This window comes from Ferruginibacter sp. (assembly GCF_014377975.1).
Taxonomy (GTDB): domain Bacteria; phylum Bacteroidota; class Bacteroidia; order Chitinophagales; family Chitinophagaceae; genus Ferruginibacter.
The window spans coordinates 1-25909 of the sequence record NZ_JACMOO010000096.1 but is presented as its reverse complement, the minus strand read 5'-3'; the positions used below and the strand labels follow the sequence as shown (position 1 = coordinate 25909).

Annotated in this window: 22 protein-coding genes and 1 pseudogene; 17 read left to right on the top strand and 6 right to left on the bottom strand. The window is 38.0% G+C overall.

Annotated elements, in window-relative coordinates; all coding sequences use genetic code 11:
• The first annotated feature begins 181 nt into the window (after positions 1–181).
• Together H7254_RS05815 and H7254_RS05810 are read left to right on the top strand one after the other, a co-directional pair.
• Positions 182–1447, top strand: a complete 1266-nt coding sequence (locus tag H7254_RS05815) for a DEAD/DEAH box helicase (protein ID WP_301932074.1) — start codon at positions 182–184, stop codon at positions 1445–1447.
• 235 nt (positions 1448–1682) lie between these two features.
• Positions 1683–2471, top strand: coding sequence for an amidohydrolase (locus tag H7254_RS05810; protein WP_301932073.1), 789 nt, complete (start codon positions 1683–1685; stop codon positions 2469–2471).
• 177 nt (positions 2472–2648) lie between these two features.
• Here the strand turns inward: H7254_RS05810 and H7254_RS05805 are convergent, their stop codons facing one another.
• Entirely contained in the window at positions 2649–2804 is a 156-nt protein-coding gene (locus H7254_RS05805; protein ID WP_301932072.1) for a hypothetical protein, read from the bottom strand.
• Between the two features lie 104 nt (positions 2805–2908).
• On the opposite strand from H7254_RS05805, the gene H7254_RS05800 reads away from it, so the two are divergent.
• The 8 genes from H7254_RS05800 to H7254_RS05765 all read left to right on the top strand — a co-directional run bounded on the left by H7254_RS05800 (position 2909) and on the right by H7254_RS05765 (position 8598).
• Positions 2909–3805 carry a YitT family protein gene (locus tag H7254_RS05800; RefSeq protein WP_301921936.1) on the top strand — a complete coding sequence of 299 codons (897 nt, stop codon included), beginning with the start codon at positions 2909–2911 and terminating at the stop codon, positions 3803–3805.
• 7 nt (positions 3806–3812) lie between these two features.
• A complete protein-coding gene (locus H7254_RS05795) occupies positions 3813–4376 on the top strand; it encodes an HD domain-containing protein (RefSeq protein ID WP_301932071.1) in 564 nt (187 codons plus the stop codon).
• Positions 4377–4630: 254 nt separating this feature from the next.
• Positions 4631–5131, top strand: coding sequence for a tetratricopeptide repeat protein (locus tag H7254_RS05790; protein WP_301932070.1), 501 nt, complete (start codon positions 4631–4633; stop codon positions 5129–5131).
• The gene (locus tag H7254_RS05785; RefSeq protein ID WP_301932069.1) at positions 5124–5993 is read left to right on the top strand and encodes a M48 family metallopeptidase; all 870 of its coding nucleotides are present in this window, start codon (positions 5124–5126) and stop codon (positions 5991–5993) included. The genes H7254_RS05790 and H7254_RS05785 overlap by 8 nt, the downstream gene beginning before the upstream one ends.
• 80 nt (positions 5994–6073) lie before the next feature.
• A complete protein-coding gene (locus tag H7254_RS05780; protein WP_301932068.1) occupies positions 6074–7192 on the top strand; it encodes an ATP-binding protein in 1119 nt (372 codons plus the stop codon).
• 16 nt (positions 7193–7208) lie between these two features.
• Positions 7209–7583 carry a response regulator gene (locus tag H7254_RS05775; protein ID WP_301932067.1) on the top strand — a complete coding sequence of 125 codons (375 nt, stop codon included), beginning with the start codon at positions 7209–7211 and terminating at the stop codon, positions 7581–7583.
• Positions 7584–7618: 35 nt separating this feature from the next.
• Positions 7619–8017 (top strand): response regulator, encoded by a 399-nt coding sequence (locus tag H7254_RS05770; protein ID WP_301932066.1) that lies wholly within the window; start codon positions 7619–7621, stop codon positions 8015–8017.
• Positions 8008–8598, top strand: coding sequence for an adenylate/guanylate cyclase domain-containing protein (locus tag H7254_RS05765; protein ID WP_301932065.1), 591 nt, complete (start codon positions 8008–8010; stop codon positions 8596–8598). Before H7254_RS05770 ends, H7254_RS05765 begins: the two co-directional genes overlap by 10 nt.
• A gap of 84 nt (positions 8599–8682) precedes the next feature.
• Here H7254_RS05765 and H7254_RS05760 read toward each other — a convergent pair whose 3' ends face one another.
• From H7254_RS05760 to typA, 4 genes are all read right to left on the bottom strand, one after another.
• Positions 8683–8841, bottom strand: coding sequence for a hypothetical protein (locus H7254_RS05760; RefSeq protein WP_301932064.1), 159 nt, complete (start codon positions 8839–8841; stop codon positions 8683–8685).
• A gap of 180 nt (positions 8842–9021) precedes the next feature.
• A complete protein-coding gene (locus tag H7254_RS05755) occupies positions 9022–10806 on the bottom strand; it encodes a RagB/SusD family nutrient uptake outer membrane protein (protein WP_301932063.1) in 1785 nt (594 codons plus the stop codon).
• 11 nt (positions 10807–10817) lie between these two features.
• Entirely contained in the window at positions 10818–13925 is a 3108-nt protein-coding gene (locus H7254_RS05750; RefSeq protein ID WP_301932062.1) for a TonB-dependent receptor, read from the bottom strand.
• 456 nt (positions 13926–14381) lie between these two features.
• A complete protein-coding gene (typA, locus tag H7254_RS05745) occupies positions 14382–16193 on the bottom strand; it encodes a translational GTPase TypA (RefSeq protein ID WP_301923366.1) in 1812 nt (603 codons plus the stop codon).
• 316 nt (positions 16194–16509) lie between these two features.
• Here typA and H7254_RS05740 point away from each other — a divergent pair, with 316 nt between their 5' ends.
• The 3 genes from H7254_RS05740 to H7254_RS05730 all read left to right on the top strand — a co-directional run bounded on the left by H7254_RS05740 (position 16510) and on the right by H7254_RS05730 (position 19768).
• A complete protein-coding gene (locus tag H7254_RS05740) occupies positions 16510–16851 on the top strand; it encodes a hypothetical protein (RefSeq protein ID WP_301932061.1) in 342 nt (113 codons plus the stop codon).
• A 51-nt stretch (positions 16852–16902) separates the two neighbouring features.
• The gene (gene uvrB / locus H7254_RS05735) at positions 16903–18939 is read left to right on the top strand and encodes an excinuclease ABC subunit UvrB (RefSeq protein WP_301932060.1); all 2037 of its coding nucleotides are present in this window, start codon (positions 16903–16905) and stop codon (positions 18937–18939) included.
• Positions 18940–19024: 85 nt separating this feature from the next.
• Positions 19025–19768: a ParA family protein gene (locus H7254_RS05730; RefSeq protein WP_301932059.1), complete on the top strand. Its 744-nt coding sequence runs from the start codon at positions 19025–19027 to the stop codon at positions 19766–19768.
• Positions 19769–19774: 6 nt separating this feature from the next.
• Here H7254_RS05730 and H7254_RS05725 read toward each other — a convergent pair whose 3' ends face one another.
• Positions 19775–20710, bottom strand: coding sequence for a hypothetical protein (locus H7254_RS05725; RefSeq protein ID WP_301932058.1), 936 nt, complete (start codon positions 20708–20710; stop codon positions 19775–19777).
• Positions 20711–20822: 112 nt separating this feature from the next.
• Between H7254_RS05725 and H7254_RS05720 the strand changes: the two genes are divergently transcribed.
• The 4 genes and pseudogenes from H7254_RS05720 to H7254_RS05705 form a co-directional block, all read left to right on the top strand.
• Positions 20823–21554, top strand: a complete 732-nt coding sequence (locus H7254_RS05720) for an esterase family protein (RefSeq protein WP_301932057.1) — start codon at positions 20823–20825, stop codon at positions 21552–21554.
• A 408-nt stretch (positions 21555–21962) separates the two neighbouring features.
• Positions 21963–24812, top strand: a complete 2850-nt coding sequence (gene polA, locus H7254_RS05715; RefSeq protein ID WP_301932056.1) for a DNA polymerase I — start codon at positions 21963–21965, stop codon at positions 24810–24812.
• A 356-nt stretch (positions 24813–25168) separates the two neighbouring features.
• Entirely contained in the window at positions 25169–25576 is a 408-nt protein-coding gene (locus H7254_RS05710) for a hypothetical protein (protein ID WP_301932055.1), read from the top strand.
• A gap of 121 nt (positions 25577–25697) precedes the next feature.
• A pseudogene (locus H7254_RS05705) lies at positions 25698–25909 on the top strand (DsbA family protein); the annotation flags it as partial.

Below are 25909 nucleotides of genomic sequence, written 5' to 3'. Positions count from 1 at the left end.
CAAGTCTTGTGTAAATGCATGCGTTAATAATACCCCTTCCCGCAGATAGGCAAAAATCCTTATCTTTGCCACCTGCTCCACTTTAATAATGCGGCAAGTTGTAAGCCGGTGTGGTAAATATATTTCCGCTGATTCAGAAAATGCAACGTCTTTCCAGCCTCAAAAAAATCAAAACCATTTAATGGCATTTAGAAAATTAGAATTAATTGAACCTATCCTGAAGGCATTGGCCGATGAAGGATACACGGTCCCCACGCCCATTCAGCAACAGTCTATTCCTTTAATACTTGAAAGAAAAGATTTGCTGGGTTGCGCCCAAACCGGCACTGGTAAAACCGCGGCATTCGCTATTCCTATTTTACAGATTTTGTATGAAGATAAACCTGCTATCCGTGGTCCCAAACATATTAAAGCGCTGATACTTACACCCACAAGAGAGTTGGCAATACAAATCGGCGAAAGCTTTGCAGCGTATGGAAAATATACCGGCTTATCACATACCGTAATTTTTGGTGGTGTATCACAAATGCACCAAACCAGTCAACTGCAAAGAGGTGTGGATATTTTAATAGCCACGCCAGGCCGCTTGTTGGACTTAATGAGCCAGGGTTATATCGGGCTGCAGCATTTAAAAATATTTGTACTGGATGAGGCAGACAGAATGCTGGATATGGGATTTATTCACGATGTAAAAAGAGTGATCATCAAATTACCGGCAAAAAGGCAAACCCTTTTCTTTTCTGCCACCATGCCACCGGAAATTCAAACACTGGCAAATGTGTTATTGACCAACCCCTCGAAGGTGGAAGTCACCCCGGTATCGTCTACCGTTGATGCAATTGAACAAAGTTTGTACCTGGTAGATAAAGCCAATAAACCTGGTTTGTTATTGTATCTTTTAAAAGATAAGGCAATTGTTACCGCACTGGTTTTTACCCGTACCAAACATGGTGCTGATAAAGTGGTAAAAATTCTGCAAAAAGAAAATATTACATCGGCTGCCATCCATGGTAACAAATCGCAGAATGCACGTCAGCATGCATTAAGCAATTTTAAAAATGGTAACCTGCGGGTTTTGGTAGCAACGGATATTGCTGCCCGGGGAATTGATATTGATGAACTGACACATGTTATAAATTTTGAATTACCGAATGTACCTGAAACGTATGTTCACCGTATTGGCCGTACAGGCCGTGCAGGCAATACTGGTATTGCGCTTTCTTTTTGCGACCAGGAAGAAAGGACAGAATTGAAGGATATTCAAAAACTGATTGCCAAAAATATCCCGGTGGTAGACAGTCATCCTTACCCGTTAAGTGCCGGTTCTTTTATACCACAGGCAGGTGGGCCAAAATTAAAAACCTTTAATCGTGGTGGACGCAGCATGCATTCAAGCGACAGGGGTGGCAGACAAGGCTACGGAACACAGCGTACCGGAAATAAATAATGTAACTTTTTTTTAAATAATTAGAACGCTGTTTAGAAATAAACGGCGTTTTTTTGTTGCACAATACTGCGGAAATACTACGCTTAGATTAAAGATTAACAAAGCTGTTTTTGTACAAGAGGGCGATGCAAGGATGAACCACAGGGCTTCGTAGCCCGGATAACCCTGCTGTAAAAATATTTAGCCGTAAACGCATCCTGTTAATTATTGTATTTTTGTTTTAAAATAATTAAACATGTCGTCTCTTACGCTTACTATAATTCAAACAGACCTGAGCTGGGAAAATAAGGCTGCTAATCTTCAACGGCTGAAAGAAAAGATTGAGGCCATGGACGAAAGAACAGAAATAGTAGTGTTGCCAGAAATGTTTAGTACGGGTTTTACGATGGTGCCGGAATTATTTGCAGAAACAATGGAGGGCGAAACCGTTGCCTGGATGAAAGAGATGGCTGAAAATAACAAAATAATTATAACCGGAAGCCTTATCATTGAAGAAGATGGTCAGTATTTTAACCGGTTGATATGGATGTTGCCCAACGGACAAACCGGTCATTACGATAAGCGTCATTTATTTGGGTATGGTGACGAAGACAAACATTATACACCAGGAAATAAAAGATTGATTGCCTCTGTAAAAGGCTGGAGAATTAACCTGCAGGTTTGCTACGACCTGCGGTTTCCGGTATGGAGCAGGCAGCAGTATGTTTCAATGGAAAGCGAATACGATCTGTTGATTTACGTAGCCAACTGGCCGGAAAGAAGAAGCCATGCCTGGAAAACATTGCTGTGTGCGCGGGCGATAGAAAATCAATGTTTTGTAGCAGGTGTAAACCGGGTGGGCAAAGACAATAAAAATGTATACTTCAGTGGCGACAGCCTGGTCATTGATCCGTTGGGGCAGGTATTATACCACATGCCAGACGCCGAAGATGTTTTTACCATTACACTGCAAAAAGAAGAGGTAGATAAAGTAAGAACACAGTTTCCGTTTTGGAAAGATGCCGATGCGTTTACAATTCATTAGTACTGCGTTTAACCGGCTGTTATCCTTGTAAATTACTATACTTTCTGCGCATTTTACCGGTTATAAAAACTTGTAAATTTTCTTAAATCCGCTGTGCTCTTTTCTGTCTCTAAACTTTGACTGCACTATAGATTTATTTATAGCTTTATGGCTTTCTCCACTTTTATTTTCTCTTTTTCAAGTGGCAATTATCAGTTCCAGACTCCGCTTTTCTATCGTCATCATATTTAAATCATCGCTTTTCATTTTAGCAGAAAATGATAGCTTTTCTGGCTCGATTTTATACGTTTCCAGCAATATACTTCTTTGTGCGGATACCTCTTTTAGGAACATTTCTGTTTGGTATACTGCTGATTCATCTAAATGATTATTCTCAGAATTTAATCATTGTAAAAATAGAGTCATACCTTTCAAAATTAATTTAAGCAACCCAGGCAATGATAAAAAAATATAAAAGCGATTCCGTAGAATGGAATAAGGTGCGGAACCCTAAAAATTTATTGCTTATTTTAATTGGCACCTCCCTTGCCGTGCTGGCCATGAAAGGTTTTATGATCCCTAATCGTTTTATGGATGGAGGCATTACGGGAATCTCTATTTTGCTACACGAAATTTTTCATATTAATATCAGTTTTTTAGTTATTATATTAAATGTGTTATTTATTTATCTTGGGTATAAGCGAATTGGAAAAACATTTGCCGTACAAACAACTATTGCAGTATTATTACTCTCGATCGGTTTACTTTTTATCTATATAAACCCCATAACCCATGATAAATTACTGATTGCTATTTTTGGTGGTATTTTAATTGGTACCGGTGTGGGGTTGGTAATTAGGGCGGGTGGTGTAATTGATGGTGCAGAGGTAATTGCAGTTTTTACCGGACGAAAAACGGGGTTTTCAAACAGCGAAATTATCATGCTGATCAATACTATTATTTTTATAGTTGCAGCTTTTGAGTTTGGTGTAGAAACAGCCATGTATTCCATCATCACTTATTTTACTGCATCGCGGGCCACTAACTATGTAGTGGATGGTATTGAAGAATTTACTGCCATGAATATCATTTCGGCAAAGCAGGAAGAAATAAAAAGTTTTTTAGTAAATGAATTGAGTAAGGGGATTACCGTTTATAAAGGTGAGCGGGGGTATCTTCCCGGAAGTTTTGAAATTAAAACTGATTGCGAAATTATTGTTACCATCGTAACCCGATTAGAAATAAAACAAATTCAGGATGGGGTATTAAGCATCGATCCCAAAGCTTTTATTTACGTACACAGCATAAAAGAAGCTACCGGCGGAGTATTAAAAGCTAAAGCGCATACAAAGTAACCCGAAAATGAAAGATTTTGTAATCAATTTACTGGATAGTAGCCTTAACGAATTTTACTATTTTCATAATGTAAAACATACCTTATATGTTTTGGATAAAGCCGTTGAAATTGCACATTATGAAAACTGCACAACAGCAGAAATTGAATTGGTGCGTGTTGCTGCACTATGGCATGATGTAGGTTTTATAAATATTTATGACGGACATGAAGAAGAAGGTTGTACACTTGTAAAAGAATATTTACCCGACTTCGGTTATACTGCCGACTCAATAAAAATAATTTGCGGTATAATATTGGCCACCAAAATGCCACAATCACCGCAAAATAAGTTAGAGCAAATAATGGCAGATGCCGACCTTGAATATTTGGGAACCGCTAACGCAGCCACCACTGCAAATGAATTGTTTAAAGAACGAAAATTTTTAAATCCCCTCCTTACTGCAGACCAATGGAACCAAATGCAGATTTCTTTTTTACAAAAGCACCATTATTTTACAAATTTTTGTAAAGAAAATAAAGAACACATCAAACAATCCTACCTTAAAAAATTAGTTAATAATAAAGTTTAGAATGAACCTTTAATGCCCTTAAGTTAACAAATTTGCAAGTAACCTTAAGTTTGTTCCCGGCTGGTAGCCAGGATTGCGGATTACCAATCCATAACTTAAAGGCATTAAATTAATTTTAGAATTTTACATAAAACTTTCGTTAAGGAAAAAGTTCTTAAAGGAAAAATAAAACTGTAAACCAAAAAGGCAGCAGGTGCGCTGACCGAAAAGGTAGGCCTGTCAATTATATTACAATTACCTTTTAATACCAACGAATGATTTGTAAATTAAATCAACAACCCGTTTTGAAGAAATTACTGCTTTTGACGCTCGTATCGTTTATACTAATACACGCTTCAAAAGCGCAATCCGTTGCCCTGAGAGACAGTCTGCTAAAAAAAATAAAAACGCTTCCAAATGATAGCAACCTGGTAATTGCGCTGAATCAATTGGCTTTTGCCTATCAATTAAAAAGACCGGATTCAACCTATCTTTTAGCTCAACAATCCTACGAACTTTCCCGGAATATACATTACCCTTTAGGTGAAGCCCGCGCCTTGAATGTAATGGCTATTTCATTTTCTCAATTAGGCGATTATGCCAAGGCGTTAAAAATGTTCAATCAATCCAAGATAGCCTTTATTGAATTAAAAGATACCCGTAATACAGTTGTGACTTTAAGTAATATAGCCGATTTCTATATGCAACAGGGGGAATGGCAAAACGGCCTGAATAAAATGAAAGAAAGCTATACCCTTTATGAAGTAAATGTCTAAACCTGAGCCAATACTTAAAAGTACTATTTTATCTAATATCGGCGAATGTTATTTTAATTTAAAACAGCTGGATTCTGCCGGTGTTTATTTGAAAAATGCAATGCAATTGGCAGGCTCATATAATCAAAGTCTACTTTCTACTATCTTTTTTTTATTAGGCGATGTAGCCTTTGCAAAAAATAATACAACTCAGGCCTATTCCTTTTATCAACAAAGTATTGCAGGTTCCAGTAAAGAAGAGTCTTATTCAGAAATGTTTGAAGGGTACTACCGAATGGCAAAATTTTATCACAATTCTGCCCGAATTGATTCTACTATTTATTATGCTAAACTGTCCTTAAACTTCGCTCAAAAAGGTAGTTACCTTAAAGGTATCTTAAAAGCAAGTCAAAATTTATCTTCAATTTACGAGGGAGTTAATGATGTGGAAGCCCTGCGATATTTTAAAGTGTCGCAGGCTGCCCGCGACAGTCTTTTTAGCCAGGATAAAATGAAACAGTTAATGTCGCTGAGTTTTGAAGAAAAACAAAAGACCCAACAAATCGAAGTCGCAAGAATGGAGTACAAAAACGCCATAAGGTCGAATATATTAATAGGGATATTAGTTGTTTTTGGGGTGTTGGCCATGTTCCTGATACGAAACAATCGTCAAAAACAAAAAGCCAATCTTTTATTACAAAAACAAAAAAATGAAATTGACAGCAAGGCGAAAGAATTAGAAGTACAGAAAGAAAATCTGGAACAATCGTACAATAATATTGCACTTCTGGGAGAAATCGGGCGCAAAATTACCGCTTCGCTTTCAGTAGAAACAATTATAGGTACGGTCTACAATAATGTAAACACTTTAATGGATGCGTAGGTATTTGGCATTGGTATTTATCACGACGATACCAGGAGTCTTGAATTTCCGGCCACCTACGAAAATGGTAAAGCCTTGCCTTGCCGGTTTATTCAAATTATATAGATGACGAGAGCAGGCTTTCAGGTAAATGCTTTAACAGCGGTAAAGAAATTGTGATTGGCGATTTACATGCTGAATACAGCCTGTATTTAAAAAATATTCCAACCCCAAGCCAGGGCGATCAGCCAGTTTCTCTTATTTATCTTCCGCTAACGGTAAATGAAAAAATGCTTGGTGTAATAACCGTACAAAGTTTTAGTAAAAATGCTTTTAGTGCTTACCACTTGTACATGTTGCGTACCATTGCCGTTTATGCAGCCATCGCTTTGGAAAATGCGGATTCGTTTAATAAACTTACCCTTACTGTTGACAGCTTGCAACAAACACAGAAGCAATTGATTGAATCAGAAAAAATGGCATCACTCGGGGAATTAACGGCAGGGATAGCGCACGAAATTCAAAACCCGTTAAACTTTGTAAATAATTTTAGTGAGGTAAATACAGAGTTGATTGAAGAGATGCAACAGGAAATTGATAAAGGAAATTTCGCCGGTGCAAAAGAAATATCGAATGACATAAAGGAAAATGAAAAAAAAATAAATCATCATGGTAAACGTGCGGGCGATATTGTTAAAGGAATGTTGCAACACAGTCGCAACAGCAGCGCCGCTGCAAAAGAATTAACTGATATAAATAAACTGGCTGATGAATACTTGCGATTGGCTTATCACGGCTTGCGTGCAAAAGACAAATCATTTAATGCAACAATGAAAACAGATTTTGATCAGCATATTGGCAACATCAATATTATTCCACAGGATATTGGGAGGGTTATTTTAAATTTAATTACCAATGCATTTTATGTGGTAGATGAAAAAAAGAAATCAGGAATTATGAGTTACGAGCCAACGGTGTTTGTAAGTACAAAAAAAGTAAATAATACCATAGAAATAAGCGTAAAGGATAATGGCAATGGCATTCCTCAAAAAGTGATGGATAAAATATTTCAGCCTTTTTATACCACCAAACCTACGGGAAAGGGAACGGGTTTAGGATTATCGTTAAGTTATGATATTATTAAAGCACATGGCGGTGAGATAAAAGTAGAAAATAAAGAGCAGGAGGGAGCTGCATTTATAATTATTTTACCGGTATAAAAATTAAACAAATCAAATGAAAATATTAGTGGTCGACGACGAAAAGGATGTTCAATTTCTGTTTGAGCAGAGGTTTAGAAAAGAAATTAAAAGTGGCGAGATGAATTTTGTTTTTGCTTTTTCCGGCGAAGAGGCATTAATATATCTTAACGGCCACGAGCAGGAAGCAGTATTGATTTTATCTGATATTAACATGCCTGGCATGAGCGGACTTGATTTACTAAAGACTATCAAACAAATAAATAATCAACCTCCTCCAATTGTAATGATGATAACGGCCTACGGTGACGCAGAAAATTTTAATATGGCCAAACAACTTGGCGCGGATGATTTTTTAACTAAACCGCTCGATTTCACCCTTCTGAAAGGAAAACTTAAAGGTATAAAATAATTGTAAAAATTTTAGTTGCCGATGATAAAACCGATTTGGAGTTTCGCATCAAACAAAAGTTCAGGCAAAAAATACGGGAGCAACAATATGAATTTATTTTTGCAATAAATGGCAATGATGCGTTGGCTAAAATCTTACTGCATCCTGATATTGAAATTGTACTCAGCGATATCAATATGCCGGAGATGGATGGATTAACATTATTATCACGATTGAGTGAATCAAGCCCGCTTATAAAATCGGTTATAGTTTCTGTGTATGGCGACATGGAAAATATTCGTTCCGCAATGAACCGTGGGGCATTCGATTTTATTACCAAACCCATTAATTTTCAAGACCTTTCCTTAACGATGGAAAAACAATCAGTCATGTTAATCAGACCCGTGCAACACTTAAGGCGATTAAAGAAAATAATATTCTTAAAATGTATGTAGATGAAAACGTACTGAATTTTATGGGTAGCCGGGAGTACGAGGCCTCATTAATGGTAAATGAAGTAGTAGAAGCAACGGTTGCTTTTATAGACATCTGTAGTTTTACCTCCATTAGTGAAAAAGAAATGCCTGATGTGGTGGTTGATTTACTCAACCGTTATTTTGACCTGATGGTAAAAGAAATAATTGCCCAGAACGGGTTGATAGATAAATTTATCGGCGATTGTATTATGGCCGTTTTTAAAGGCCCGTACCATTTAGACAGGGCAATTGAAGCTTGTCTCACTATCCGGAATAAAATAGAGGAACTGCCTGGCAATATCGATTTTTTACCGAAGGTATTTATTGGTATAAATTGTGGTGAAATGATATGCGGTAACATTGGTTCGGCAACTTTGAGAAGACTGGACTATACAGTTATCGGTGATACCGTGAATACGGCACAACGTTTACAAAGTGTGGCCGCAAGCGGGCAGATATTAATAAATGAAGCTTGCTACGAAAAGGTGAAGCAGTCTTTTAACTGTGAAAGAATTGGAGCTACCAATCTTAAAAATAAAACGGAAGAAGTAATTGTGTGAAGTGAAATATTGAAAATATATCAAAATCAAATTCAATAATATTTGATTGAAGTTTTTAAAAGCCAGGCTTAGAAGAAACTATTTTCAATCAATAAGTACAACCCATTGTTTTAGGAAATGTACCTTGTCAGGCATTTTGTAATTAAACTTTCTAATGGGTCTGTCATTAGTCATTTTTGTTTCTACCTTTTCGATAACAGTGTAATTGATACCGCAGGTAACACCCGGGATAATCTTTTTCAAAGATTAGTTTAAAGCCTGCTGGCTGGCACTTGTATAAAAACTGTAAGATTAAACCTTTGTATTTTTTATTTTGTCACCAATGTTCAAAAGGCTGTTTAGTTTGCTTTATTCGAACATTGGTGAGAAAATAAAAAATCTATATTTCCTGAAACTATTTTTTGATAGCTTCTGCCATCCATTCTAATATTTCGGATTCTGTACCAATTTATCATTTTTATTCACTTCTCCTCTGCTGATTGGAAAGAAATACGACTTATCAAGCCATGCTCCGAGCTGAATTACTATAGGAGTTATGGTTGGAATAGCCGCAGTTGTGTGGTCAGGATTTAATGGATATAAAACAGAAACACCGTGCATTGGATGATAAGCCTGGTCGGCTATCAGCCAACGGCGAACATCAAAAAATCGCTGATTTTCATAGGCCAGTTCAACACGCCTCTCATTGCGGTAATGCATTTTCAATGCATCTCCGGATTCAGTAACCTCTGGCATACCAGCCCTCTTGCGTATCATGTTGATATACGAACGGGCTTCGGCATCTTCACCTAGTTCAATACATGCCTCCGCATAATTTAACAATATTTCGCCATACCTGAAATAACGCCATGTTAAGTCCTGAGCTGCGGCCTGTATATCAACCGTTGGATCCAGGTATTTGCGCATGGTTGCACCAGAGGTATTATTATTCCATGAATTGGCAATACTGTTGCGTGAATCCAGGCCATAAACAAAAGTCTTTGTACTGGTGGCATTATCCCATTTTTCCCAGGTACCAACCTGCATCACTCCTACCGGATCAACCCCGGTTAAATCTGCGGGACGTGGTCTCCATTTTGCACCCTCAAATAATATGGATGCATAAAAACGGGGATCCCGATTTTTGTAGGGTTCCGCCGCATGCGCAGGATTACTTCTGTTAAAACGGCTACCGTCCGCCATTTCATAATCTTCAACCAATTCGTTAACGGCACCAACGCCGCCATTTCCATACCAGCCATTGGGCGTAACATCCCAGCCATTAACGCCCTGGCCTACCGAGGCTGCAAAAAAACGTACAAAAATATCTTCACTGCTTTGCCTTGACGTAAAAAGGTCGGAATAATTCTGTGAAGTATTTTCTCCCGGAGCCGGATTTGCTTTGTACAAACTGTACACATTCATATCTATTACTGCTTTTGCTGCATCTTTAGCGGCTTTCCAGCGGGCGGCAGCATCGCCGGAAGTATACCCCAGGAATTCAGGATTTGAATATCCAGTTGTTACCAGACTATTTTTCTGAGGGTTGTGCAAATCACTTGCGGCATAAAGCAACACCTTTGCTTTTAGAGCTAATGCAGCACCTTTTGTTGCACGACCATTGTTATTACCACTATTTGATAGTGGTAATAACAATGCAGCTTTATCACATTCATCCACAATAAATTTTACACATTCATCATACGTATTGCGTGGTGCACTAAAACTATCCTTTAACCCGTAAACTTTTGTAATGATGGGCACCCCTCCATAATAACTAATTAGATTGTGGTAGTCCCATGCTCTTAAAAAAGTAACTTCTCCCACCATCCTGTCTTTTTGTGTCTTGCCGTCAATCAGCGTTTCATCAAACTTAACCGTACCAACTTTTTCGAAAAAAGTATTGCAGGCTCTTATGTCTGAATAATTGCCATTCCAGTTACCCCAGTTTGCATTATCCGGGGTTATCAGGCTGTTACCAATGTCAAAACTAGCTTCCTGGCGGCTTCGGGATTCATCCACACTGCCCGCATTCATATCCCAGCCCCAACCGATATTACCATAAATATTATTGACATAAAGCTCTGCTAAAACAGGATCTGACCATACATTGGCATCAGAAAACTTATCCAGCGGGCTTGTTTCAAGAAAATCTTTTTTACAAGAAAAAGATATGATCACTAAAGCAATAAATACAATTGCCTTAAATTTATTTATTTGAGTTCTCATTTTCTAAATTTTTAAAATGTTATTGATACACCTGCATTATAAACTTTCATCAGAGGATAAACCTGGCTGTTTACCCATATAGATTTATCATCGTTATTAGGAGATTCGGGATCCCAATCTACCATCGGGGTTACCGTAATAAGATTTGCACCACTGATATAAACCCTTAAGGCGCTGATACCAACTCTTTTGATCAATTTTTTAGGTAGGTTATATCCGACTTCAACATTTTTAAGTCTTGCATAATCACTCTTTCTAACCCAATAAGTATTATTAGGAGCGCCATCTGTCATCCAATATTCCTTGCTGCGGTTCCACGTTCTGGGCTTAATTGCATTTATGTTGTCTTTAGTCCAGCGGCCGGTAACGTCATCCTGCAGGAAATTGCCTGCTTCACCTGAGAAAGTTCTGTAAGATCTTTCGGCTCCTGAAGCACCTTGTATAAGAGCAGAAATATAAAGATTCTTATATCCTAAATCCATACTAAACCCGCCTGTAAAAGTGGGTATATCCGTTTTATAATCTCTTACCTGATCTAAGCCATCAATTTTACCATCGTTGTTTACGTCTTTAAATATGATGTCGCCTGCTCTTGCTCCTGCCCAATGTGGATATTTATCTACTGCTCCCTGGTCTTTAAATATTCCTATTGCCTGGTAGTACAATTGTGAATTCATTGGGTGGCCCGTAGATTGCTGGTAGCCAGGAATGCCTGGAGTTTCATCCCAGAATAAAATTTTATTTTTAGAGTAAGCTCCGTTTACAGAAAGGGCATACGTGAAGTCGCCTATTTTGTTGTTGTAACCTACCTGAAATTCGAATCCCTGGTTGGAAACTCTACCCAAATTTTCCTGCGGCAGTGTTAAACCGGTAGAACTTGGTACGGAAGCATTTCTCCACCATAAAATATTGCTGCGAAGGTTATAGAAATAATCGAAGGAAAAAGAAAGTTTATTATTCAGCATCTGGCCGTCAAACCCAATATTGGATTGATTTGCTATTTCCCAGGTAACTCCCGGATTTGGGGTAACGCCTGCTGCCACCTGATTTACCTGCGTATTTTGGTTAAAAATATAAGTGCCGCTATAGCTATAAGTAGAAAGGTACTGGTAAGGGTCAATGCGGTCATTACCGGTTTTACCCCATGATCCACGGATTTTAAACTCATTAATAAATGAAAGATTATTTTTCCAGAAATTTTCCTGAGATATTCTATACCCTAGTGAAACGCCGGGAAAAAATCCAAATCGTTTGTTTGCCGGAAAGATATAAGACCCATCATATCTAAAAACAAATTCTGCAAGGTATTTTCCGAGATAGTTATAGTTTAGGCGGCCAAAATAATTTAACCGGGCATTCGTAGAGGCATATCCGCTATTATCTTTTAACAAATTACCTCCTGCATCCAGCTGGTCAATTGCGGTAGAAGCAAAATATCTGCGAAATGCCTGGAAATTCATTAAGTCCCCAGTTTGCTTTTCTGTGCCTAGTAATATCTTAATGTTATTGTCTTTTATATTGGTTTCATAATTGATCAATGCATTCAGTGTTGATCTTTGGGTATTTGTAAAAGACTGTCTAAGTCTTGGTTCTGCAAATCCCCTTTTGCCTGCCACAAGAACCGGCACCTTATCAGCATCATAAGTAGTGCGATCCCAGGTATACAAATACCAGGGTTTCTGAAATAGTTTACGGGTCTGAATATTTTTATCAACAGAAACATTGGCAGTAACTGACAACCCTTTTACCCAGGGAATATTGATATCCAATTTTACATTACTCTGCATAATGTAGGCTATATTCCTGTCGTATCCTGTTGCATCAGTAACAATAACGGTTGAGTTAGCTCCATATTCTACATCAGGTCCGGGAAGCCCATTTGGCCATTTTGCAGGCAGGTAAGGGTAAGCCCTGTTCATTGCCCAAAAAGGATTTAAAGCTCCTTCACCTGTAATTCCTGAAAAATTTCTGTTTTCCTGATTTCCCTGCAGGTCAAATGATAAACGGATATCTTTAGAAATTTTTGCATCAATATTTGTACGGAAATTATACTGATGATAATTGGTGGCGCTGTTATAGTACATTCCATCCTGATAGTTTCCTCCTGCTGAAAGCAGGTATTTTATAGCATCTGAACCACCCCTTATTGAAATATTTGCGTACCGTTGTGCAGATAGTGGTTTAACGGTTGCCTTAAACCAGTCTGTATTTGGATACAACCATGGCTCAGAACCATCCTTGTATTTTTGAATTTCTTCTGCTGTATACCTTAAAGGTTCACCCGCATACTCCTTAATTTCGTTGATCATTTGTGCATAATTTGCTGCATCGGCCATTTTCGGAAGTACAGTAGGCGCAGTTAAGCCGCTGTGAAGATTAACCTGTACCTGGGGTTTACCGGTAGTTCCCCGCTTGGTGGTAACCAGTATAACTCCATTGGCTGCCTGGGCACCATATATGGCGGCAGAAGCATCTTTTAACACAGTGATGTTTTCAATATCTGCAGGATCCAGGCGATCAATACTACGGTTTGCAATACCATCCACTACAATAAGCGGAGAATTATCGCCCAGTGTATTTGCGCCACGTATTCTTAATACGGAGCCATCATTTCCAGGTTCGCCTGTTCGCGTAACAGCTACCAAACCAGGTAAACGTCCTGACAATGAATTTGTAACATTCGCTAAAGGAGATTTTTGCAATACACTTCCCTTCACTGCCGAAACAGAACCGGTTAATGTTGCTTTTCTGGTGGTACCGTATCCTACAACCACTACTTCATTTAAAGAAGAGGTGGTTGCTGTTAGTTTTATAACTAACATTAATCCATCTTTATCGGCTATTATTCTTTGTTCTTCATAACCAATCACTGAGATCAATAAGGTAGCTCCTTTATTTACCTGCAGTGTAAAAGATCCATTGGCCTGGGTAGTAGTGCCGGTAGCCTGACTTACTACTGATATAGATACATCCGGTATCGGCACATTATTTTCTGACAAAACACTTCCGCTAACAGTAATTTTTTGCTGGGCAAAAGAAGTAAAAGAGAGGAGAAGAAAAAATGGTATCAAGCAAAGCTTAATACCTGGAGGTAAACAACAGAATTGTTTTTTTAACATGGCAGGTTGTTTTTATAGTTAAGAAAAAAAAGGTTACGCAGCCTCGTTAGTAGCTGAATATTTTACAATGTAGCGATGATATTTTTATCAACTGTCCTGTCCTGTCTGTCTATAAAAAAGACTGAATACTTATTTTGGAATAAAATAAGTATTTCGCAAAGCTTTATATTGTATAATTGTGGACTAGAAAATAAATAGGTCAACGGCTACAGATGCCATCAATGTTGATGTACAAATTTTGCAAAGAGGGGGGTAATTTTAAATGCTTAAGTTGAACAGGTTTAGGGGCCTCTTCGACGAAAAAATTGATAAGAAAAGCAATCTGTTACTGAAATAATAGCGTGTATATTTCAGTATGTATTGGTTGCCTTAAAAGATGAGATTGATATTCTTACAGAATACATAAAAAAATCCCTCAATAAAATTGAGGGATTTTTAACTACTATTAAATTTCGATTACGCTATTTCTGCTTTCATCATTTTTGAAACCTTCTTTCTTTCATCTTCATCCAAAATAACTTTGCGCATGCGGATGTTTTTCGGTGTTACTTCTATGCACTCATCCTGCTGTATATATTCCATACATTCTTCCAGGGTGAACTGCCTTTTTGGTATTACACGAACTGAATCATCTGTACCACTTGCACGCATATTGGTCAGCTGTTTTTTCTCTACCACGTTTACCACCAGATCACCAGGTTTAGTGCTTTCACCAATTACCTGGCCAATGTAAATTTCATCGGTTGTATCAATAAAGAAAGAACCTCTATCCTGTAATTTATCTATTGAATAACCTGTTGGGTAACCGGCATTTTTTGCCAGCATCACACCATTATTTCTTCCTGGAATAGGGCCTTTCCATGGTTTGTATTCGTTAAAACGATGGGCCATTACAGCTTCGCCTGCGGTGTTCGTCAACATTTGAGAACGTAGTCCCAATAAGCCTCTTGAAGGAATATCAAATTCCAGGTGCTGCATTTCACCTTTGCTTTCCATGATAAGCATTTCGCCTTTGCGTTGTGTTACCAGGTCAATCACTTTACCACTGTATTCTGCGGGCACATCTACTACCAGCACCTCATACGGTTCATGCTTTTTACCATCCACTTCTTTTGTAAGTACCTGTGGCTGTCCAACGGTCAATTCATATCCTTCCCGGCGCATGGTTTCAATTAATACACTTAAATGCAAAATACCACGGCCATAAACCATAAAGCTATCTGCACTATCGGTAGGCGTTACACGAAGCGCCAGGTTTTTTTCCAGTTCTTTTTCCAGCCTGTCTCTTAAATGGCGGCTGGTAACAAATTTACCATCGCGGCCAAAAAAGGGTGAATTATTAATACTGAACTGCATGTTCATAGTTGGTTCATCAATACTTGTGATGGGCAATGCTTCCGGATTTTCAAAATCAGCAATGGTTTCGCCAATGTTAAATCCTTCAATACCTACTACTGCACAAATATCCCCTGCACTAACTTCAGTAACTTTCTTTTTTCCCAGGCCTTCAAAAACATATAATTCTTTTACCCTGCTTTTTACAATACTGCCATCTGTTTTCATCAAACAAATTGGTTGATTTTCCTTGATAACCCCTCTTGCAATTCTACCTACAGCAATCCTGCCTAAAAAGGAAGAATAATCCAGTGAAGTAATTTGTAATTGTAAGTTACCCTCTGTAACATGGGGCTCAGGAACTTTCTCTAAAATTGTATCCAATAACGGAAAAATATTATCAGTAGGCGTTAATGTAGTATTCATCCAGCCTTGTTTGCTGCTTCCGTATACGGTAGCAAAATCAAGCTGTTCTTCTGTAGCATCCAGATTAAAAAACAATTCAAATACAGCATCATGTACCTCATCCGGGCGGCAGTTGGGTTTGTCAACTTTATTGATCACTACAATCGGGCGAAGCCCTAACTGCAAAGCCTTTTGTAAAACAAAACGTGTTTGAGGCATTGGCCCTTCAAAAGCATCTACCAGCAGCACTACACCATCTGCCATTTTCAATACCCTTTCCACTTCTCCGCCAAAATCGGCGTGACCAGGAGTATCTATCACGTTAATTTTAAAGCCCTTGTAGTTTACAGATACGTTTTTACTAAAAATAGTAATACCTCGTTCCTTTTCGAGATCATTACTATCCATTATTAATTCACCGGTTTCCTGGTTATCACGAAAAATATTCGTGGTATGCAGGATCTTATCAACCAGGGTAGTTTTGCCATGATCTACGTGCGCAATAATGGCGATGTTTCTTATATTCATTGTTACTTTGCTTTTAGCTATTCCGTTAGCTGTATCTAAACCCAGGGTTAATGCCAATACTAAAAAAAGGATAACTGATTTTTGAAGGTGCAAAAGTAAGCAAATTCAGCCGTACCGCAAGGTTAAATGTTGATTATGATTGAGTCTCAACCCTTGTGAGATTAATAAAACAGGTGTAAATGGAAATTTAAGATAAAAATCTTCTGCGCTGGTTTAAGTTATAATGCAGTATCTAAAGTAAACTAAACCGGAAACTGTTTGTCAATAACGCAAATGACAGGAGAATTGATGCAATACTATAAATTAACTGGTAATAATGAAAGACGACAAAAAGGAACTATTTCTCCCCAATATTTTTATTTGTATCCTTATGGACCTGATTGGCATGTTAAGCTATATTTTTCCTGGTATGGGAGAATTTACTGATATTATATGGGCACCCATTTCTGGATATATTTTTTTTAAATTATTCGGTGGACGTCTCGGTTTAATCGGCGGTGTGCTGGATTTTTTAGAAGAGATTCTTCCGTTCACAGACATTATACCCTCTTTTACCATTGCCTGGTTTATCCGTAGAAATTCTTTGGGGAAAACGATGCGGGAGAATGAATTTACTTTGCGGAAAGGACATCCCAATAAAAATATCATTAAAATTTAAAACTACTACCCGAAACTTTATAATTAGATTTATTGTTTAGCAATCTATACTATGCCTTTTAATCTTCAGTCACCATATTCTCCCTCCGGCGACCAGCCGGATGCCATTCTGAAACTAACAGAGGGCATTAATGAGGGTGAACGATACCAGACATTGCTGGGTGTAACCGGCAGTGGAAAAACCTATACCATCGCCAATGTTATTCAAAATGTACAACGGCCTGTACTAGTATTAACCCATAACAAAACACTTGTGGCCCAATTGTACGGCGAGTTTAAGCAATTTTTTCCAGATAATGCCGTGGGTTATTTTGTGAGTTATTACGATTATTACCAACCGGAAGCTTATATGCCCGTTAGTAATACTTACATAGAAAAAGACCTCGCTATTAATGAAGAATTAGATAAACTTCGTTTACAGGCAACCGCACAATTATTAAGTGGACGAAGGGATATTATTGTGGTGGCAAGTGTAAGCTGCATCTATGGTATGGGTAACCCCACAGAGTTTGAAAACGGGATTGTTCGCATTCAGAAAGGACAGATCATTTCCCGCCAGGGATTTTTGCATTCCCTGGTGAATAGTTTGTACAGCCGCTCGCAGGGAGATTTTACCAGGGGTACTTTCAGGGTAAAAGGCGATACGGTGGATATCAATTTACCTTATGTGGATTTCGGTTACCGCATCAGTTTTTTTGGTGATGAAATTGAAAGTATTGAAACGCTGGAACTGAGCAGCAGCAAGCGTATTGGCTTGGTGGATAATGCAGCTATCTTTCCTGCCAATCTTTACCTTGCCCCCAAGGATATTATGCAGGAAGTAATTTACGAGATACAGGACGAAACTGCCGCACAGGTAGAATATTTTAAAAGCAGCGGCAAATTTATTGAAGCGCAGCGTTTAAATGAACGGGTAAATTACGATCTGGAAATGATCAGGGAACTGGGTTATTGCAATGGCATAGAAAACTATTCCCGGTTTTTTGACCGGCGTAAACCGGGTACAAGGCCTTTCTGTTTACTGGATTATTTCCCCAAAGATTTTATCTGCATTATTGACGAAAGCCACCAGACCATTCCGCAGGTAAGTGGCATGTATGGAGGCGACAGAAGCCGTAAACTGATATTAGTAGATTATGGTTTTCGTTTACCGTCGGCATTAGATAACCGCCCGCTTAACTTTCATGAGTTTGAAAATATGATCAACCAAACCATTTTTGTATCGGCCACACCCGGCGATTTTGAACTGGAGAAAACAGGTGGTGTAGTGGTAGAGCAGGTTGTAAGACCTACCGGTCTGCTGGACCCGCCAATTGAAGTGAGACCCTCCATCAACCAGATAGATGATTTGCTGGATGAAATTGATAAAAGAATTACCAAAGGCGACCGGGTTTTGGTAACAACCCTTACCAAGCGCATGGCTGAGGAAATGGATAAATACCTGCACCGCATCAACATAAAAAGCAAGTATATACACAGCGAAGTACAGACATTAGACAGGATAGAAATTTTGAGGGAACTGCGTCTGGGTATCATTGATGTATTGGTAGGTGTAAATTTATTAAGAGAAGGGCTCGATTTGCCAGAAGTTTCGTTGGTGGCTATTTTAGATGCCGATAAAGAAGGCTTTTTACGCAATGAAAGAAGCCTTACACAAACTGCTGGAAGGGCAGCCCGTAATGTTGATGGACTGGTAATTTTTTATGCAGATAAGATGACGGAAAGCATGCAAAAAACCATTGATGAAACCAGCCGGAGAAGAGAAAAACAAATTGCGTTTAATATTGAACACGGCATTACGCCAACAACCATTATCAAAAGCAAAGAACAAATATTTGCACAGGGCTCTGTGCTGGATGTAAAGGGTTATGACCCTTCCAATCCATATTCTATCAGTGATGCAAATGATCTTGTAACGGTAGCCGCAGAAGACCAGGAAGTATATAAAACCATTCCTCAAATGGAAAAAGGTATTGCTAAAATTAAAAAAGAAATGGAAAAGGCCGCCCGTGACCTGGATTTTATGGAAGCGGCCCGGTTAAGAGATGAAATGTTCAGGTTACAGAAAGAGCTGGAAGGCATGAAATAACACATTTTAAAAAACCATACTTCAAAATTATATGCGTCACAAATAAATTCATATCTTTCATATCCATCAGTTAAACTAATTTTTTATGATCACAGTTGCTCTCTACAATCTCAAAGGTGGCGTTGGTAAAACAGCTTCCTGTGTAAATCTGGCTTACCTGGCCGCAAAAGATGGTTTTAAAACTTTGTTATGGGATATTGATCCGCAGGGATCAACCACGTTTTACTACAAGGTAAAACCCAAAGATGCCCATGGTATAAAAAGCCTGATTAGTAAAGATGCCAATCTTGAAAGCGCCATCCTGTCGACAGAGTATGAAAACCTTGAGATCATCGGCAGTGACAATGCTGTTAAAAGTTTTGACATTATGATGGAAGAAATGAAGGGACAAAAAAACAGGTTGAAAGGAATTTTAAAGCAACTTGAAAAAGAATATGATTTTGTATTTATTGACTGTCCTCCCGGTTTTAGCGCATTAAGCGAAAATATTTTTAATGCAGCAGATGTGGTATTGATGCCCATTATTCCCACTACCTTGTCTATCCGCACTTATAATATGGTGAAAGATTATTTTAAGGAAAAAGAGCTGGACAGCAGTAAACTGATGTGTTTTTTTACAATGGCCGACCTGCGTAAAAACATGCACAACGAAATAATGGAACAACTGTATAAAGACAAAAAATTCTTTCAGAATTATATTCCTTATTTATCTGACGTAGAAAAAATGGGTATTCACAGGCAGCCTATTGAAGAATATGCCCGTAGCAGTTATGCCGCTAAATGCTATCATGATTTGTGGACAGAAATTAAAGAGGGAATAGTAGAATAGCACCGTTTAAATTTTTCCAAAATAGCCAACGTATACACCATTGCTGAGGGTTTTTACATTGCCATTTACATCATATAATTTGCAATTAAATTTTGCTTTTACTTTGATATGATAGCCTGTTAAAGCAGGCGCATCTTCTGAACTGATTATGGTAAAATTGCTTTCAGTTTGAGTACCTGGTATATTGTATGTTGACCAGTTAATTCCGTTTCCATCAGTCCACGCAAGTGAAACACCTTCGTGTCCAAAAATAACCCACGGATAATCACCAGGTGTAAAAAAATCTTTAAAAGTTGAATTGGTTATTGAGAGGTAATTATGCAGCACTCCTTTTATAATTGCCATTTGGGTTTGGTTGGGTGCTATAGGTTGAACGGAAGGAGAAATATTGCTTCCGGGAATAGCATCATCAAAGCCGGCAACTGTCGATCCGGACTCATAGCCATTATTGGCCGTTACGGTTTGCTTATAATGTATGCCATCAATGGTGGCTTCATAATAAATATCCGGCGAGTCTGCACTGGTTGCTGCCAGTACATTTACCGGAAATGAACAACCATTTACTGTGGGTGTAAAATTAAAGCTGCCGGATACCGCGGGAACACCTGAGCCCGTTAAAATTACCATTTGTACACCTGTTTTGGAAAAACTGCCTGCACCTGAAAATGAAATTCCATCTGCCAAGCTTGTTGTTACAGCATACTTGCCAGCCTTGCTGACATTTACTGAAAAAGTAACTGCATTGGTGATGTTAAGCGATATGCCCGCCTGGAAGATACCTGCTACAAAAACATTTGTACATAAGCCCGGCGAACCTGTAAAGTTATATATGGCTGGACTATTATCAATTACTGCACCTTCGAAGCTATACTCTTTTTTACAGGAAAATAACAGGGTTACCGAAACCATCAGTAGTAAAAAAAACTCTTTTACTCTTAACAATATAACCCATGATTTAATTATTTTTCTAAAATTTTGTATTTGTTGATGCCCGTGTTTAATTATTAGCTTATTTTTCACCATCTAATTTACGTTATAATTAAGAAACCTTTTAATGAAAAGAGAAATCATCAACTGGTACAGCCCGGCTTTACAAAAACAAATGCCCATTGCGCAATATGGAGATTATGGTTTTGCTTTGTTGTTAATACCTACCGCAGCAGCAGATTACCTGGAGTATGAACGCTTTCAGTTAATTGATTACCTGGCACCTTATATTAACAACGGAAAAATAAAAGTGTTTTCAGTTAACAGCATTAATACTGAAAGCTGGATGCATCCCGATATGCCGGGCGAACATAAAGCCATTCACCACAACAGGTTTAACGAATACATCTACAATGAAGTAATTCCATTTATAAAAAATGCTACTTCGTACGAAACTCCTGTTATAGTTTCCGGTGCATCATTTGGGGCTTTGCACAGCATGAATTTATTTTTGAAAAGGCCTGATCTTATTGATGGTGTAATTGCCATGAGTGGCGTATACGATCTGAGAGAATATGCCAAAGGGTTTTTTGATGAACAGGTATATTATAATTCGCCGATGCTATATATGCCTAATCTTACAGATCATAAAATCTTAGAACAGATACGCAGCAGCCAGCATATCCATATTTTAACGGGTTGCGGTGATCATGAAGATCCGGATGCGGCCAGGAATTTCGCCGGTGTTTTATACAACAAAGGCATTAAGTACGAACTAAGTGTTTGGGGCAACGAATGGAGGCACGACTGGCCAACCTGGAGAGCCATGTTGCCATTATTTATTGATACAAGATTTTAATTAATATCAATTTAAACTTCTTTAAGTATGATTATTACCGGCATTCAAGTCGTTGAAAACAATATCCATACTATAAAAAATATCAGAATTTGTACAATAATATTACCATTTATTAGTTTATACCAGGTATAAATATTCCAAGTATGAAAAATTTTATAGTTATTACTTTTGCCCTTTTTTGTTCAGTAATACTTTATTTTATTGATTGGTCAAGGTCCGAAAAATTAGTTGAATATTAAAATAAACAACTTTATACTTATTTTCCTTTCTGCAAATTAGATCTCCTCACTTGCGGCCCTGTAAACCATTTCTACAATCAGAGCCTGTTCTTTAATTTTTTAGCGAGGTCAGGATGAAACAGTTGCCTGCCTGTTTGATTGGCGTGTACAATTGCTTTACTTTTACGCCATGTCAAAAAAATTATTTTTACTCGATGCCTACGCCCTCGTTTTCAGGGCTTATTATGCACTCATCCGCAGTCCGCGTATTACCAGCAAAGGCAGAAATACCAATGCGCAATTTGGTTTTACCAATACCTTAATTGATCTCATCAATAACCAGAAGCCCACGCACATGGCTGTTTGTTTTGATACCCATGCCCCTACAGAACGCCATATAGATTTTGCTGATTACAAAGCCAACCGGCAGGAAACTCCGGAAGATATCCGCTCATCTATTCCTGATATAATAAGAATTATCGAAGCCTTTAATATTCCTGTTATAGCCATTGATGGTTATGAAGCGGATGATGTAATTGGTGCGTTGGCAAAGCAGGCAGAAAAAGCTGGCTACGAAGTTTTTATGGTTACGCCAGATAAGGATTACGGGCAACTGGTAAGTGAAAATATTAAAATTTACAAGCCACCTTACCAGGGTGGCGCCATTGAAATTATGGGTCCGCAAGAGGTTTGTAAAAAATGGGATATACAAAGTGTTGACCAGGTAATTGATATTTTAGGATTGATGGGCGATGCAGTGGATAACATTCCCGGCATTGCCGGTATTGGCGAAAAAACAGCTGCCAAATTATTGAAAGAATATCAAACATTGGAAAATATTCTTGCTAATGCTGAACTTATTAAAGGAGCATTGGGCGAAAAAATAAGGGCGGGAAAAGAAGCTGCTGTCATGAGTAAAAAGCTGGCGACCATCATCACGGATATACCAGCAGCGGTATTTCACGAAGAAGATTTCAAGATCAAGGAAATGAACCGGAATACTTTAAAAGAAGTTTTTACCGAACTTGAATTCAGGGGTTTTATTAAAAGGGTTTTGGGAGAAGAAATGCAGGTGGAGCCGAATGTGCAGATACAGGAATCTGGCAGTCGCAGTAAACAGACAGCAAGCGGACAAATGGATCTTTTCGGGGAAGTAGTTTCTGTTTCTGGCCTATTGCCTGCGACAACAGTAGAAGAGCAAACGATTATTTTACCGGTGGATAAAAATATTTACAATACCCCCCACAATTATTTACTGATAAATACCAGTGAAGCAATCAATGAACTGATCAGTAAATTAATGCTTCAGCCAGAAATTTGTTTTGATACAGAAACTACTTCCGTAAATGCCAATGATGCCGATCTTGTTGGCTTAAGTTTTTCTTACCAGCAAGGCGAGGCATTTTATATTCCGTGCCCTGTTTTAAGAGAAGAATGTCTGCAGCTTTTACAGCCTTTTTCTATTTTATTTAACGATACTTCTAAAACATGGGTGGGTCAGAATATTAAGTACGATCTGCTGGTGATGAAATGGTACGGCATTGTATTAAAAGGAAATATTTTTGATACCATGCTGGCGCATTATGTAACAGAGCCCGATGGCAAAAGTGGTATGGATGCATTGAGTGCAAAATTCCTGGGATACGAGCCGGTACATATTGAAGAACTGATTGGAAAAAAAGGAAAGGGCCAGGGAAATATGAGGGATGTGGAACCGGAAAAGATAAAAGAATATGCAGCCGAAGATGCTGATATTACTTTGCAGCTAAAAGAAGTTTTACTGGGCGAATTAAAAAGTAAAGATGTAGAAAAGATTTTTTATGAAGTAGAAAATCCGTTGATAAAAGTTTTGGCAGATATGGAATTTGAAGGTATCCGGATTGATGAATCTTTTTTAAATGAATATAGTAAAACTCTGGAAGCTGAAGCCAAAATAAGCGAAGAAAGTGTTTACGAACAAGCAGGCGTTCGATTTAATCTTGCCTCGCCCAAACAATTGGGAGAAGTATTATTTGATAAGATGAAACTGGATCCTAAAGCAAAAAAAACAAAAACAGGCCAATACGCTACCGGTGAAGATGTGTTGGCAAAATTGGCCAGCCGGCATAAAATATGCGACGATATTTTAATCTTTCGCGAACTTACAAAATTGAAAAATACCTACATTGATGCCCTGCCAGCATTGATTAATAAAAAAACGGGTCGGGTACATACTTCCTATGCGCAAGCTGTAGCTGTAACAGGTAGGCTCAGCAGTACCAACCCCAACCTGCAAAATATTCCCGTACGTACAGATAGAGGCAAAGAAATAAGAAAAGCATTTATTCCAAGAGATGAAAACCATGTATTGATTTCAGCGGATTACTCACAGATTGAATTACGCATTGTGGCAGCAATTAGCGGTGATGTAAATATGTGCGCTGCTTTTAAAATTGGTAAAGACATTCACACTGCCACTGCTGCCAAAGTTTTTAATGTGGAAGAAACAGCCGTAACAAAAGAAATGCGGTATAAAGCCAAGAGCGTAAATTTTGGTATCATTTACGGGCAAGGCGCATTTGGGCTGGCTGAAAATTTAAAAATTTCAAGAAGTGAAGCAAAAGAAATCATTGACAATTACAAAAAGCAATTTCCAAATATTCAAAAGTATATGGATGATACCATCAGCTTTGCCAAAACCAATGGGTATGTAGAAACATTAATGGGCCGCAAGCGATGGCTCAAAGATATCAATAGTGCCAACTTTACTGTCAGGGGTTTTGCAGAACGCAACGCCATTAATTCTCCCATTCAAGGAAGTGCTGCAGACATGATAAAACTGGCGATGATAAAAATTCACCAGGAGTTTACCCAACAAAATTTTAAATCTAAAATGTTATTACAGGTGCATGATGAACTGGTATTTGATGCACATAAGGATGAAGTGGAAATTATAAAGCCTGTTATTTTACATTGTATGCAAACGGCTTTAAAGTTGCCTAATGATGTGCCTACTGATGCTGAAATTGGTGTGGGTGATAATTGGCTGGTGGCGCATTGAGTTGCAGTTACCCGGTGAGTCACCCCCAAAGGGTGACTCACCGGGTAACTGGGTAAATCAAATGATAAAAATTAAACGTAAAAAATATGCCAACGCCCCTGTCATTAAAAGCTACTTTTTATCCGGGGGCATATTACCATGTTGTATGCAAAAGTATTGATGGCCTTTATCTTTTTTACAATGCAATTGATTACGAAATATTTAATCAGCGGTTTATAAAATTTACAGGAAATTTTATTGATGTGTGGAGTTTTTGTCTCCTCCCTAATCATTCACACCATATCATAAAGCTAAAATCTATTGAATCTATAACTGACTTTATCAGCAGGCTGGTACCCGCAAATATAACATCCAGCATGAAAAATTTCTATGAAGAAACCAGTAATGAATTATTTTTTGATAAGATGATTGAACGTCAAATGAATAGTTTTTTGGTATCTTATGCCAACTATATAAATAATAAATTCAATCGCAAAGGAGGAATTTTTCAAAAGCCTTTTAAAAGAATTCAAATTGAAGATGAGGGACATTTACAACAGGCTATTATTTATACAAATGCAAATGCTCAGAAACATAACATGGTAGCTGATTATAAGAAATATCCTTTCTCTTCTTATTTATTAATTATAAAAAATGATCAATATTATGTTGATTCAAAAAGCGTGATTGAATTTTTTAAAGGCCTGGAAAAGTTTCTTTTTATTCATGAGCAACAAGTAGCCTGTTTTTATACGCATAATTGGCCCTCCTCAAAATTAGAATAAATAATCTGAGCGAACCTAAACCTGGTGAGTCACCCCCAAAGGGTGACTCACCAGGTTTAGGTTCGCTCAAAAAAATAATAAAGCTATCAGGTTATTGAGATATTTATATCACCTTAGCATAATGAATAAACCTTCCCTAATTTATTGTTACGACGCTTATTGCGGCTGGTGTTATGGCTTTAGCCCGGTAATAAAAAAAATTGCCATACAATACAAAAATGATTTTTTTATAGAAGTATTAAGCGGTGGCATGATGGTGGGAGAAGAAGTAATGCCGATTGAAAAAATTGGCCCTTATATAAAAAAGACTTACAAACGGGTAGAAGAATTAAC